Source organism: Streptomyces sp. NPDC001717, assembly GCF_042892775.1.
In the GTDB taxonomy this organism is placed as follows: domain Bacteria; phylum Actinomycetota; class Actinomycetes; order Streptomycetales; family Streptomycetaceae; genus Streptomyces.
In genome coordinates, this window is sequence record NZ_JBIAUK010000050.1 from 1 (window position 1) to 12,929 (window position 12,929).

10 protein-coding genes and 1 pseudogene are annotated in these 12,929 nt (G+C 74.1%); 5 read left to right on the forward strand and 6 right to left on the reverse strand.

The genetic code is table 11. The features are described from left to right. Positions 1-190: 190 nt before the first annotated feature. On the reverse strand, positions 191-859 hold the full coding sequence (locus ACFYZL_RS39005) for a GntR family transcriptional regulator (RefSeq protein ID WP_384755504.1): 669 nt from the start codon (positions 857-859) through the stop codon (positions 191-193). Between the two features lie 126 nt (positions 860-985). Between ACFYZL_RS39005 and ACFYZL_RS39010 the strand changes: the two genes are divergently transcribed. Both ACFYZL_RS39010 and ACFYZL_RS39015 read left to right on the forward strand, forming a co-directional pair. Continuing rightward, positions 986-1,831: a (2Fe-2S)-binding protein gene (locus tag ACFYZL_RS39010; protein ID WP_388685814.1), complete on the forward strand. Its 846-nt coding sequence runs from the start codon at positions 986-988 to the stop codon at positions 1,829-1,831. A gap of 198 nt (positions 1,832-2,029) precedes the next feature. After that, positions 2,030-3,088, forward strand: coding sequence for a DUF2637 domain-containing protein (locus ACFYZL_RS39015; protein ID WP_384755509.1), 1,059 nt, complete (start codon positions 2,030-2,032; stop codon positions 3,086-3,088). Between the two features lie 48 nt (positions 3,089-3,136). On the opposite strand, the gene ACFYZL_RS39020 is transcribed toward ACFYZL_RS39015, so the two are convergent. Then, positions 3,137-3,544 carry an ATP-binding protein gene (locus ACFYZL_RS39020; protein WP_384755536.1) on the reverse strand — a complete coding sequence of 136 codons (408 nt, stop codon included), beginning with the start codon at positions 3,542-3,544 and terminating at the stop codon, positions 3,137-3,139. A 193-nt stretch (positions 3,545-3,737) separates the two neighbouring features. Beyond that, positions 3,738-4,382 (reverse strand): annotated as a pseudogene (locus ACFYZL_RS39025) (thiamine pyrophosphate-dependent enzyme); the annotation flags it as partial. 208 nt (positions 4,383-4,590) lie between these two features. On the opposite strand from ACFYZL_RS39025, the gene ACFYZL_RS39030 reads away from it, so the two are divergent. After that, complete coding sequence (locus ACFYZL_RS39030) at positions 4,591-4,800, forward strand: hypothetical protein (RefSeq protein ID WP_384755512.1); 210 nt, start codon at positions 4,591-4,593, stop codon at positions 4,798-4,800. 139 nt (positions 4,801-4,939) lie between these two features. On the opposite strand, the gene ACFYZL_RS39035 is transcribed toward ACFYZL_RS39030, so the two are convergent. Together ACFYZL_RS39035 and ACFYZL_RS39040 are read right to left on the reverse strand one after the other, a co-directional pair. Further along, positions 4,940-5,851, reverse strand: coding sequence for a protein phosphatase 2C domain-containing protein (locus ACFYZL_RS39035; protein WP_384755515.1), 912 nt, complete (start codon positions 5,849-5,851; stop codon positions 4,940-4,942). Between the two features lie 924 nt (positions 5,852-6,775). Then, positions 6,776-10,552, reverse strand: coding sequence for a S8 family serine peptidase (locus ACFYZL_RS39040; RefSeq protein ID WP_388685818.1), 3,777 nt, complete (start codon positions 10,550-10,552; stop codon positions 6,776-6,778). Between the two features lie 198 nt (positions 10,553-10,750). On the opposite strand from ACFYZL_RS39040, the gene ACFYZL_RS39045 reads away from it, so the two are divergent. Together ACFYZL_RS39045 and ACFYZL_RS39050 are read left to right on the forward strand one after the other, a co-directional pair. Next, complete coding sequence (locus ACFYZL_RS39045) at positions 10,751-11,728, forward strand: helix-turn-helix domain-containing protein (RefSeq protein WP_384755523.1); 978 nt, start codon at positions 10,751-10,753, stop codon at positions 11,726-11,728. A gap of 25 nt (positions 11,729-11,753) precedes the next feature. Beyond that, positions 11,754-12,236 carry a DUF456 domain-containing protein gene (locus ACFYZL_RS39050; protein WP_384755525.1) on the forward strand — a complete coding sequence of 161 codons (483 nt, stop codon included), beginning with the start codon at positions 11,754-11,756 and terminating at the stop codon, positions 12,234-12,236. Between the two features lie 9 nt (positions 12,237-12,245). Here ACFYZL_RS39050 and ACFYZL_RS39055 read toward each other — a convergent pair whose 3' ends face one another. Beyond that, complete coding sequence (locus tag ACFYZL_RS39055) at positions 12,246-12,863, reverse strand: TetR/AcrR family transcriptional regulator (protein ID WP_388685822.1); 618 nt, start codon at positions 12,861-12,863, stop codon at positions 12,246-12,248. Positions 12,864-12,929: the final 66 nt, after the last annotated feature.

Consider the following 12,929-nt stretch of genomic DNA (forward strand, 5'->3'; position numbering starts at 1 on the left):
GGCGGGGGGGGGGGGGGGGGGGGGGCGGGCGGCGGGGGGCGGGGGGGGGGGGGGGGGCGGCGGCCCGCCCCCCCCCCCCCCCCCCGCCGGGGCGGCCCCCCCCCCCCCCCCCCCCCCCCCCCCCCCCCCGCCCGGGCTCAAGCAGCGCTGCGCGCACGGGAAGGCCGAGGTCGGCCGGGGGCCGGCTTCGTCAGCGGGCGGCGCCCGCGAAGTGCCGGCGGACCAGGGATTCCACCGCCGGGAGGTCACCCGCGGTCAGGGCGTCCAGGAGGGACCCGTGCTCGGCCGCGTCGGCGACGAGTTCGGCGCGGCGGACGCGGGGCGCTCCCGGCAGGGGCCACAGCGCGCGCCGGTGGAGCTGCTCGGCGACCGCCACCAGCTGGGCGTTGCCCGCCAGGGAGAGCACCTCCCGGTGGAAGGCTCGGTCCGCCTCCGCGTACGCCGGCAGGTCGCCCTCCGCCGCGGCCTCCGCGGCGGCGGCCGCCGCCGGGCGCAGGGCCTCCCAGGCCTCGGCGGGCACCGAACGGGCGAGTCGCAGCATGACCGGGATCTCCAGCAGCCCCCGCACCTCGGCCAGCTCGGCCAGATCGCGCGCGGTCCGCGTCAGGACCCGGAAGCCCCGGTTCGGGAGGCATTCCACGGCCCCTTCCAGGGCCAGCTGCTGCATCGCCTCCCGCACCGGGGTCGCCGAGACTCCGAAGCGCTCACCGAGGGCCGGGCCCGAGTAGATCTCCCCCGGCGCCAGCTCCCCCTCGACCAGCGCCGCGCGCAGGGCGTCGAGGACCTGCCCGCGCACCGAATGGCGCAACACCTTCCCGGCGGCGGGCTTCTGCTCCGGGATCGATGGCATCGGCTGCATGCGGCGGCCCTCCTCACTGGTCTCGACCTGCCCAGAGAGTATGCGACGTCCCACAAGGTGATACGGACACCGAGGTCAGATAAGGTAAGGCTTACCTTTTAACGATCGTGTGATTCGGTGGCCCCCATGACCGTCACGACCCCGGCCGGCTCCCCGGTGGCGGACGCGTACGCGCGACTGACCCAGGCCTACGCCGGACTGCGCGTCACCGAGCTGTCCCCGCTCGACCCGACCCCCGGCGGCGCCGGGTGGGTCGGCGCCGACGAGCTCGCCGCGGGCGGGGTGGCCCTGGACGCCTTCCTCGCGTGGGACGAGGCCCAGATCGCCCGGGACCACGGCCGCCAGGCCCGCCCGGACGTGGTGGCGGGCTTCGGGCTGCACCGGTACGCATGGCCCGCCTGCCTGCTGATCACCCTGCCGTGGTTCCTGCACCGGCGCGTCCCCCGACTGCCCGCCGACCGGGTGGCCTTCCATCGCACCGACGCCCGGATGGCCGTACGCGTCGGAACCTTCGCCTGCCTGCCCGACGACCCCGCGGCCGGCCTCCCCGGGGCGCGGGTCGTGCCCGACGAGGAGGCCCTGCGCGCCGAGGTGCGGGCCGCGGTGGCCGAGCACCTGGGTCCGCTGCTGGAAGGTTTCGGCCCGCGCATGCGGCGCGGTCGCCGCGCCCTGTGGGGTCTGGTCACCGACGAGGTCGTCGAGAGCCTCTGGTACGTCGCGAGTCTGCTCGGGCCCGGAGAGGAGCGGCGCGCCATGGCCGAGCTGGAGGCGCTCCTGCCCGGCGGCACCGACCCGTACGCCGGGGGCGCGGGATTCCGCAGCCTCTCCGGGCCGGCCGGCGAGGAGCTTGCCACCCGGGACCGGGTCGGGTGCTGTTTCTTCTACACCATCCGCCCGGACGACACCTGTGTCACCTGCCCGCGCACCTGTGACACCGACCGGGTCGCCCGGCTCGTGGCGACGGCCGCCTGAACCCACCCGTACGACTGACCGTATTCGAACTCAACTCGGCTCATGCGAGCGTCAGTTCGAGCCACAACACCCTATCCGGCGGGCCCCGCCCCCCGATGGCGTCCACTTGCCCCGAAACCCGCGTGCACGGCGGACCGGCTGCGCCACTATGGCGCCCGGAAAGCCGCACGGCCGCAGACGCGAGGCAAGGACATCCGCATGAGACTGACCGACATATCGCTGGACTGGCTGCTGCCCGGCAGCCTGCTGATCCTGGGCGTGGCTGCGGCAGTTGCGGTGCTGGCCCGGGGCCGGCGCGAGAGCGAGAAGGCCGCGGCCGACGACAGCTGGGAGCGCAGCGAGGAACGGCGGCGCCGCAAGGAAGCCGTCTACGGGACCGCCTCCTACGTCCTGCTCTTCTGCTGCGCGGCGGTCGCCGCCGCGCTCTCCTTCCACGGACTGGTCGGCTTCGGCCGGCAGAACCTCAACCTCTCCGGTGGCTGGGAGTACCTGGTCCCCTTCGGTCTCGACGGCGCCGCCATGTTCTGCTCGGTGCTCGCCGTCCGCGAGGCCAGCCACGGCGACGCGGCGCTCGGATCGCGCATGCTGGTCTGGCTGTTCGCCGGTGCGGCCGCCTGGTTCAACTGGGTGCACGCCCCGCGTGGCATGGGCCACGACGGCGCTCCGCAGTTCTTCGCCGGGATGTCCCTCTCGGCGGCCGTCCTCTTCGACCGGGCCCTCAAGCAGACCCGCCGCGCGGCGCTGCGCGAACAGGGCCTGATCCCGCGTCCGTTGCCGCAGATCCGGATGGTCCGCTGGCTGCGGGCGCCCCGGGAGACCTTCGGCGCGTGGTCCCTCATGCTGCTGGAGGGGGTGCGCACCCTCGACGAGGCCGTGGACGAGGTGCGCGAGGACAAGCGGGAGAGGGAGCAGGACCGGCACCGCAGGCGGGATCAGAACCGGCTGGACCGGGCGCGCATCAAGGCGCTGGGCCGGCAGAACCGGGCGTTCGGGCGGTCCCGCGGCCGCCAGGTGGAACTCCCGGAGCTCACGCAGGGAGCTGGCTCCGCGCCGGTCGGCGCGGAGCCGGCCATATCGGAAGCAGGACAGCTGCCATTGCGACGCCGGCCCTCCCTGCAGTCCGTCAGCCGGACCGGGTCCGCTGACGTGACCGGTCCCCGGACGGTGGATCTCACCGCCGAGGACGACACCCAGACCATCCCCCGGCTCGACTCCCTGGAGCGCAAACTGAAGGACCTGGAGCAGCAGTTCGGCTGACCGGCCCGCCGCCTCGTGCGGTCGTTCCGGTCATGTGGGGCCCGCCGTTCAGGCGGGCCCCGCGTCGTACCCCCGCTCCAGCTCGAACCACACCACCTTGCCGCCGCCGAGGTCCGGGGCGTCCACGCCCCAGTCGTCGGCGAGCGCCTGCACCAGCACCAGTCCCCGGCCGTGCGTACCGTCGTCGGCGGTCGGTACGTACGGCCGGGGCCGGCGGTTGGCGTAGTCCCGGACCTCCACCCGTAACCGGCCGGCGTCGAGACTCGCGGACACCTCCGCCCCTTGGTCGGTGTGGACGAGGGCATTGGTGACGAGCTCGGTGATGAGCAGCTCGGCCACCTCGGCGGCATCGGTGGCACACCGGTGGCGCATCAACTCCCTTAATGCCCGGCGGACTTCCCCCACCGCTTTCAGATCCGCCCGGCGTACGCTCCGATTGATCGCCGGCCCGTCCATCGCGGCCGCCCCGTCCGGACCGGACGGCTCGCGCGGCACCGGCCTGCCTCTGCGCCACGGCTTCCCGGTCTTCGCCCCCACCCGCACGGCGATGTCCCTCCCTCGTCGCGTGTCCCCAACTGGTCAACTGGTCAACTGGTCGAACAGGTCTACGGGATGCATGCCCCCCGGGCCGATCCGCACTCCTGCGGGCTTACGGGTAGGGCACTCTGCGGAGGTTGGATCGAGCCACCCGGATCATCCTGCCGACCCCTCCGTCGAGGACGATCTTGCCGGTGGAAAGTGCAAATCCGGTCACCGTCTCGGCACCGATCCTGGGAGGAACGGACAGCGCGTCGGGGTCGGTGACCTCGTCCACGAGGGCCGGTCCCGGGTGCCCGGAGGCATCCTCCAAAGCCCCTGTGAGCTGCCCCGGCTTCTCCACGCGGCCCCCGTACGCGCCCGCCGCGCGGGCGATGGCCGCGAAGTCGGGATCGGTGTTCGTGGTTCCGTACGAGGGCAGGCCGAAAACGAGCATGTCCAACTCGACCGTGCCGAGGGATGAGTTGTCGAAGAGGACCACTTTGACGGGCAGGTCGTACTGCACGAGGGTGAGGAAATCTCCCATCGGCATGGAGAAACCGCCGTCACCCGACAGCGACACCACTTGACGGGAGCGGTCGGTGAATTGTGGCCCGTTGACCTGTGGCAGTCCGTTCGCCATGGAGCCGTGGCCGAAGGAGCCGATGGTGCGGCGCTTGCCGTTCGAGGAACGATAACGCGCGGCCCGTGCATTGCACATGCCGGTGTCGATGGCGAAGACGGCGTCGCAGTAGCCGAGTTCGGCGAGGACGGAGGCCGGGGCGCTCCTCGCCTCCGCCCCGCAGGCGGTGCCGCGGCCGAGGGGTCCGCTCATACCGACGTCGGCTGCACCCCCGGTAGCCCGCCCCCGGTAGCCCACTCCCGGCAGGCGTCACCCGAATGGAGTAATCGAACGCGCCACCCACATGGGTGAAGATCAAGCTGAGTAGTGCCCCAATCAAGCCAATCCGCGGAAGGGAAACCACATGCGCATTCGACGAATCCTCGCCGCCGTCATCGCCACGGCAGCCTTCGCCGGACTCGGCCTCGCAGGCGTCGCCACCGCGACCGCCGCCACCTCCTCCACCGTCACCGAAAGCCTCACCCCGGGTGAGTGCGAGAAGGGCGGCGGAACGGTCGACTGGTCGACCAACACCTGCAAGGGCGGCACGGGCGACGGGAAGATGGTGGACTGACCCCAGTGGACGCCCCACGGCATGCTCGCGCGGGGCGCTCCCGCGCGAGCATGCCGAAGGCGTGTTCGAATCGGCGTGTTGATCGGGCCGGCACGTCTGCGTCTGCCGCGCCTGCCGGCCCGTGCCGCCTGTGCGCCCGTTACGTCTCCCAGACCGCGGCGGCCGTCCGGTCGTCGGCGTAGCCCTTGAGGCGGAGTTGGGTGTCCGCGAGGAAGGCCGCCAGGCCGGGGGGTTCCGGCTCTGACCAGCGCGCGCCGAGCTCGGCCGACAGCAGGGCCTCCTCCCGCATGGGGTCGGCCAGGCCGCCGGAGCAGACGAGCAGGGTGTCGCCCGGTCGGGCCACGGAGGCCCGGAAGCGGAAGTCCCCTTCCGGCGTGGCTCCGTCGGGCTCCAGGTCCTGCCACTGTCCCGACCGGAGGCGGAACAGCCCGCCCGCGCCGGAGCCGAAGCACACCCGGGTCCGGCACTGCGGGTCCACGGGGAGCAGCAGGGCGCGCAGCCCTGCGGTGTACGCCTCCTCGGCGAGGCCGAGCTCGGCGGCGCGGGCGCGCAGGCGGCCGTAGCCCCGGTCGGTGAGCCGCTGGAGGCCCGAGCGGAGCGCGTCGCGGCGGCCGGCGCGGATGTCCTCGGCGAGCCGCTCCTGGCTCCGGCCGACGGCCGCGGCGACGGTGCGGCAGAGCTCGGCGGCGGCCGCGGGGGCCCCGGGGGCGGCGCGTTCGCCTCCGGCGAGGACCACCATGACCAGGGCGTCGTCGCCGGCGCCGAAGCGGGCGGTGAGCAGGTGGTCCCGGCGGGCCTCGCCCCGGTAGCGGGCGGAGTCCCCGCGCAGGGAGGCGGCGCGCAGGGTGTACGTACCGTAGCGGGCCCCCTCCAGGACGGTATCGGGGGTCAGGTCGTCGAGCGCGGCCGGGTCGGCGGCGGGCAGCGCGCCGGGCTCCGCGGCGTAGGTGGGCGCGCGGTCGCCGAGGTGCCGCACCTCGGGCCGCTCGTGGTGCTCCGGCTCCACGGTCACCTGCACGGTCCGCTCCTCCTCCGCCGTCCAGGCGGGCACGTCCACGTCCCCCAGCGCGTACCCGGTGAACCCACCGGCCCTCGGATCCGGCGGGGGTGCATGCGGGGGCGCCTGCGGCGGCGTCGGCGGTACGGGTGGCACCGGTGCGGGATGGGCAGCCCCGTCCAACGGCTCGGGATCCGGGCGCGGCCCGGGCACGACCGGCCGGACGGGCAACCCCGCCTCCACCGGCGCGGCGGGGGGCGCGGGCCGGACCGTCGCCGGTGCCGGCGGCGGCGGTGCTGCCTGCCGCGCCTCCGGCGTGGCCGCTTCCCACGGCAGGGCCTGCGGCTCCGGCGGGGCCGGAGCGGGCGGGTACCCGGCGGGCGGCGGGGCCGCGGTGGGCCCGGTGGGCGGTGCGGGGGCCGGAGGGCCCGCGGGCGCGGGCGGGGCCGGATGGACCGAAGGGGCCGGCGCAGCCGAAGCACTCGGCGGCGGTACGGCCTGACGGGCCGGCGGGACCGCGGAAGGCCCGGTCGACGGCACGGCCGGAGGGGCCGCGGAAGGCCCCGTCGGCGGTGCGGCCGGAGGGGGCGGCGGTGCGGCCGAGGGGGCAGATGGAGTCGGGGCGGGTGGTACCGCCGATGGGGGCGGCGGGGGCCCTGGGACGCCGGGCGGCACCGGCGCGCCCGGAGGCGGCGCCGTGTCCTGGGGCGGCCTCGTGCCGGGGGTTGCCGAAGGGGGAGGTGGAGGTGTCGTCAGGGAGGAGGCCGTGTGGAAGCGGGTGTCCAGGGTGTCCCCGGGGTCGGGGTCCGGGACCGCGTCCGGGTCCTCGTACAGTTTCTGCCACCAGTCGTCCGCGCCCGCGCCCTGCTGACTCATGCCCTCATTCTCGGCCTACCGCGCGAGCGGAAAACGCCGAATGCGCGAAAAGGGTCCACCGGGCCGCCGCCCGGTGGACCCTTCCTCCCTCACTCGTACGAACTACCGGACGTCATAAGCCCGTCCGACCGTCTGGGTGACGGAGGCGCCCTTCGCGTCGGTCAGTTCGACCTTCAGCGAAACCTGCTTGCCGGAGGCCCCGGCGTGGTCCACGACCGCGGTCCACACACCACCGCGCTCGCTCACCTTCGCCTCCGTCCAGTTCTCGCCGTCGTACGAGTACGACAGCTTCGCCGACTTCAGCGCACCCGGCGCGTACCCCGCGTGCCCGGTGGCGCTCAGCGCGATGCTCTGGCCGTTCGCCGCCGCGACCGTCTTCAGCCCGTCCAGCGGGGCCGCGTACCTCGGGAAGAGGATCGGCAGGCCCTGCGAGTAGGCGGCGGGGTCGAGCTTCGAGGTGAAGCCCCAGGTGGTCGTCACGGCCGTGGACCGCTGCCAGACGCGGGCCGGCGGGCCGATCTTCTCGATGGACTGGGTCAGTGCGTAGCGGGCCTCCTCGGCCGGGACCTCGAACACCCCGAACGGGTACCAGCTGTCTCCGATCACCTCGCCGTTCCGTTCGAGTCGCAGCCCGCCGATGTCCCCGAAGGAGCCCGGCTGCGCCGCGTGCCCGCCGTCGCCCCACATGGCGGGGGCGAAGCCGATCAGGCCGCCCTGACGCTCGGCGGCCAGGGTCTCCTTGCCCGAGGAGTCGCGCGGGGCGACCGGGCCGGTGATCCCGTCGTACCAACTCGTCTTGAGCTGCTGCCCCTTGGTGTAGGTGCGCTGCGCGCCGACCATGAACTCGCCCCACGGGAAGCTGCTGGAGAGCGTCTGGTCCCAGGCGGTGTCCCCGGCCGAGTAGTACTCGGTCCGCGTGCCCGGCACCGCGACGGTCTCGATCGAGCCGAAGTACACCGCCGTGCCGATCGGCCGGTAGGCGCCCGAGAGGTCGACGAAGTCGCCCGCCACACCCATGGAGTTGTACGAGGAGTCCACCCGCCCGAGGTCGCGGTCGCGCACCCGGTAGGTGTGGCCGCCCTGGACCCGGCCCTTCTCGGGGAAGGCGAGGGAGTAGGCGTACGGGCTCCTCGCCGTGCCCTTCCAGGCCAGCGTGACCGTGCCGGCCTTCAGCTTCGCGAGCAGCGCCCGCCCCTCGGCGGCCTCGATCGACAGGGTGGGCAGCACGCCCCCGAAGCCGGTCGAGCCGACCCACCGGCCCGGTGTCTCGCGGTAGGCGAGCACGGCCTTGGCGCCGGCCGCCTTCGCGTCCCGGGCCACCTCGTACAGCGCCCCGTCGACGGTCTTGACCAGCACGATCGCGTCCTTGGCGCCCGCCGCGGCGAGCTCCTGCGGGGTGCCGGTGCCCGCGTCGACGAGCGGGGCGCTGCCCGTTCCGTCGAGGTTGTCGCCGCCCGTGCTCGCGGTGATCGGGTGCAGGACCGGACCACCGACGGCCTTCAGCTCGGAGAGCAGGGGCGCCCCCGCCCGCCAGTAGCTGCCGAACTCGAACCCGCCGTCGGTGGCGCGTCCTTCGACCGAGGCGTAGAAGCCGCGGATGGTGCGGCCGCCGGCCGCCGTGCCCGCGTGCAGCCAGGCGTCGTCCCAACTGCGGGCGAAGGCGAGGGTGGTGTTGCGGCTCTCGACCGGCTTGTCGGCCTCGATGGCCAGGCGGCCGGCCTTGCGGGCGTCGAGTACGACGGTCGTGTCCTTCTTCACCTCGACCTGCGGGCGGCCGAGGTAGGTGAGGGAGTCGATCAGCGTCGCGCCCTCGCCCGCGTCGGGGGTGCCGACGAAGGCGGAGAGGAAGTACGCGCCCGGGCGGACCCGGTAGACCTGGTCCACGGAGCCGTCGTTGAAGCGGCGTTCACCGGTGGCGTCGTCGGTGCCGATCACGTCCAGGGAGGACGGTCCGGCGGCCGGGTTGCCCGCGCGGTCGACGAGCTTGACCCGCAGGGTGACCGTCTGGGGCTCCACGTACAGCGAGAACGGCGTGGAGACGTGCACGCCGTTCGCCGTGGCGACGACGCGGCCGGTGACGTCCCCGTACTGGGAACGTTCGAGCTTCGCGGCCGGGTCGAGGGCGAGGGGCACCTTGACGGTGGCGCCGGCGGGGACGGTCACGGTGCGCTGCCCGAGGCGGGCGACCTGACTGCGGATCTTCGAGCCGTCGTTGCCGGTGACCTTCTCGACGGCGAGGTTCAGGGTGACGGGGCTCTTGCCGAGGTTGGTGTAGGGGACTTCGACGGTCAGGCGGTCACTGCCGTCCTGCGGCCAGTTGTGGGCGCCGCCCTGGACGGCGGGGGCGCCGGTGACGGTGGTGTCGACGGCGGCCTTGACGTCGAGGCGCCCGCCGCCGGTCTCGCGTACGTCCCCGGGTATCGCGGTGTCGGCCGATCCGACGAGGGCGGCCTTGATCTGCTGCCCGGTCCAGTCGGGGTGGCGCTGCTTGACGATGGCGGCGGCGCCCGCGACGTGCGGGGTGGCCATCGAGGTGCCGGACATGGACTGGTACGCGTACACCCCGCGGCCGCCCATGTTGGCGGCGGAGATCCCCACGCCGGGGGCGGCGATCTCGGGCTTGAGGGTGTGCCGGAGTCCGGCGGGGCCCCGGCTGGAGAAGGGGGCGGTGGTGTCGTCGCGGTCGACGGCGCCGACGGTCAGCACACTGGCGGCGCAACCGGGCGAGGAGACCGTGTTGTTGCCGGGTCCGGAGTTTCCGGCGGCGATCACGAACAGCGGGCCCTGCTGGGAGAGTTTCTCGGCCGCTGCGGCGAGCGGGTCGTCGCAGGCCGTCTGGGAGGGGTCGCCCAGGCTCATGGAGACCACGTCGGCCTTGGACTCGACGGCCCACTCCATGCCCGCGATGATCCACGAGTCCAGGCCGTAGCCGGCGTCGCCCAGGACCTTGCCACTGAGCAGTTCGGCTCCGGGGGCCACGCCCTTCTTCGCGCCGCCGCCGGCGGCTCCGGAGCCCCCGACGGTGGAGAGGGTGTGGGTGCCGTGGCCCTGCCGGTCGGCGTCGGTGTCGGAGTCCGTGAAGTTCTTCGAGGCGGTGACGCGGCCCGCCAGGTCGGGGTGCTGGAGGTCGGTGCCGGTGTCGAGGACGGCGACCTTGATGCCCTTGCCGTCGTACCCGGCCGCCCAGGCCGCCGGGGCGTTCACCTGCTTCGTCGACCGTTCCAGGTTGGCCCGGACCTTGCCGTCGAGCCACAGCTTCTTCAGTCCGCCGGCTGCCGCGCGGGAGCGCCCGTCGGCGGTGGCACCGGCGGTGACGTCGGCCCAGAAGGCGGCGGCCTGGCCCTTGTCGGCGGCGAGCGCGACGGCGCCGATGGAGCCGAGGACGAGGGAGCGGTCGGCGCCGCGCGGGGCGGGCGGGGCGCTGCGCGCTACGTTGACGGAGCCGTCGTAGACCGCGATGAGCGGGAGCTTCTTGGTGTGCGCGTCGTCGTAGCCCTGCCGGACGAGGCCGGTGACGTTGAACAGTTCGTGGTCGACCTTGCCCGCGGCGAGCGCCTTGACCGCGCCCTCGGGGTAGACGTAGAGGTCCTTGCCCGACTGCCGGGTCTGCACGAGCGGCTGCGAGCCGTCCTCGCGCGGCATCGCGGTGGCGGCCGTGCGGCCGGCGGCGTCGGTGGAGACCAGGATCCGGTCACCCGTGACGAGGGTGACGGTGACGGGGGCCGCGGGCTGCCTCCCGGCCGCCTCGCTGCCGACGAGTGGTCTCTTCCCCGCTCCAGGCGCCCCGTCGTGCGGCTGTGCCGTGGACGGGCCGACTGCGGTGACGGCCAGGACGGCAGCGGTGGCCGCTCCCAGCGCCGTACGCGATATCGGGCGCATCGCTCTCCCCAGGTCAATTCCGGCCATCTGCTGCATTGCACGGCAAAGCTGCCGCACAAGTGGCTTCAGGCCGGCGGATGTTGGTGCTGCGGTGGCATGACCTTTACAGAGGGGCGGGTGGTACGGCGATGATGTCCGAGGCGGGTTTGCGCCGTGGCCGCTTCCCGCCAGGCGCGTGTCGAAAGGTGGGTGGGCGGGTTGTTGGGTGCGATAGGCCTGGACGAGGGCCAGGAGTCGGCGTACCGCGCCCTGGTGGCGATGGGTGCGGCCGAGGCCCCGGATCTCGCGCACCGGCTGACCCTTCCGGTGCCCCAGACGGAGCGGACGCTGCGCCATCTGGAGCGCCACGGGCTGGCCGCGCAGTCCTCGGCCCGCCCGGGCCGCTGGGTGGCGGCCCCGCCCGGGGTCGCGCTGGGAGCCCTGCTCACCCAGCAGCGGCACGAGCTGGAGCAGGCGGAGCTGGCGGCCGCGCTGCTGGCGGAGGAGTACCGGGCGGAGGCGGCCGAGCCCGCGGTGCACGACCTGGTGGAGGTGGTGCAGGGCGCGAGCGCGGTGGCGCACCGTTTCCACCAGCTCCAGCTGGGCGCGGCGGAGGAGGTGTGCGCACTGGTCAGCGGCCGGCCCCAGGTGGTGACGGGTACGGAGAACGAGGCCGAGGACCGGGCCTCCGTGCGCGGGGTCGACTACCGGGTGGTCATCGAGCGGGAGGTGCTGACCCTGCCGCGGGGCATCCGGGAGGCGTCGACGGCCCTGGCGCGGGGCGAGCGGGTCCGGGTGACGGGACAGGTCCCGACGAAGCTGGTGATCGCGGACCGCACCCTGGCGATGGTGCCGCTGACCTCGCGCGGTTCGGAACCGGCGGCGCTGGTCGTCCACGCGTCGGGGCTGCTGGAGTCGCTGATGGGCCTGTTCGAGGCGGTCTGGCGGGAGGCCCTGCCGCTGCGGCTGGGAACGTCGGGCTCGGCGGAGGAGGGCGGCGGCTCCCCCGACGCCACGGACCTGGAGATCCTCTCCCTGCTGCTGGCGGGCCTGACGGACGCGAGCGTGGCGAAGCACCTGGAACTGGGTCTGCGGACGGTGCAGCGCCGGGTGAAGGGGCTCATGGAACTGGCGGGGGTCACGACGCGGATGCAGCTCGGCTGGCACGCCTACGAACGGGGCTGGGTGGCCCGATAGCCCCTGGTCGGTCAGGCTGAGCAGCATGGATCTGCCTCAGCTGCTCCTGGTGGGGCTGGTGCTGCTGCTCGGGGTGGTCGGGGTGATGGTGCCCGGCGTCCCGGGGACCCTGCTGGTGTGGGCCGGGGTGATGTGGTGGGCGCTGCACGAGCGCTCGGCCCTCGCGTGGGCCCTGCTGGTCTCGGCGACGGCCCTGCTGCTGGTGGTGCAGGTGGTGAAGCGGCAGCTTCCGCCGCGCAGGCTGCGGGGGGTGGGGGTCACCCGGCGGATGGCGGTGTTCGCGGGCGCGGGCGCGCTGCTGGGCTTCGTACTGGTTCCCGTGGTCGGGTCGATCCCGGGCTTCGTGGGCGGCGTCTACCTCTGCGAACGGCTCCGCCTCGGCACGCACGGCGAGGCGTGGGCCTCGGTGCGGGCGGTGATGCGGGCGGTGGGGACGAGCGTCCTGGTGGAGCTCTTCGCGTGCCTGCTGGTGGTGGGGGCGTGGGTGGGGGCGGTGCTGGCTCAGTAGGCGGCGCGCTCAGGCCGGCCGCCCTGCCGGGTCCCGCGCCGGGTCCTCCCGGAGGAACGGGCGCAGGGCGCCGAGCAGGGCGCCGATACAGGTGTCGCGCAGTTCCGTGCGCGTGCAGGTCTCGGTGTCCAGCCAGTCCAGGCAGAGCACCCGGACGAACACCAGCCAGCTCTTCAGGACCGCGGCCACGGCCTCCCGTACGGAATCGTCCGCGAGCGGGAGGACTCCGAGGAGCCGGGTCCGCAGGACGTCCAGCTCACCGTCGATGATCGTCTGGACCACGGGGTCGCCGGCCAGGACGCGGTTCGCCGCGAGGACGGTGTTGCGGTGGGCCACGAAGTAGTCGAGGTGGACGTCGAGCCCCTCGGCGAGTTGGGCCGGCAGGTCCCCGGGCCGGTCGAGCGGGACCTGTTCGAGCAGCCGGTCGGACGCCTGCCGGAAGACGGCGGCGAACAGGTCCTGTTTGCCGGCGAAGTGCCGGTAGAGCAGCGCGCGGGAGACGCCGGCCCGCTCGGCGACGGCTTCCATCAGCACGTCTTCGTAGGGGTACTGGGCGAAGAGCTGCGCGCCGACGGCGAGGAGGCGGGCACGGCGCTCGACGGGGGTGAGGCGCTGACGGGGAGGCACGGGGCGATGTTACTTGACACGCGTCTACTAGTGGGGGCGTACTGGTCGTAGCGCTGGTAGACACGG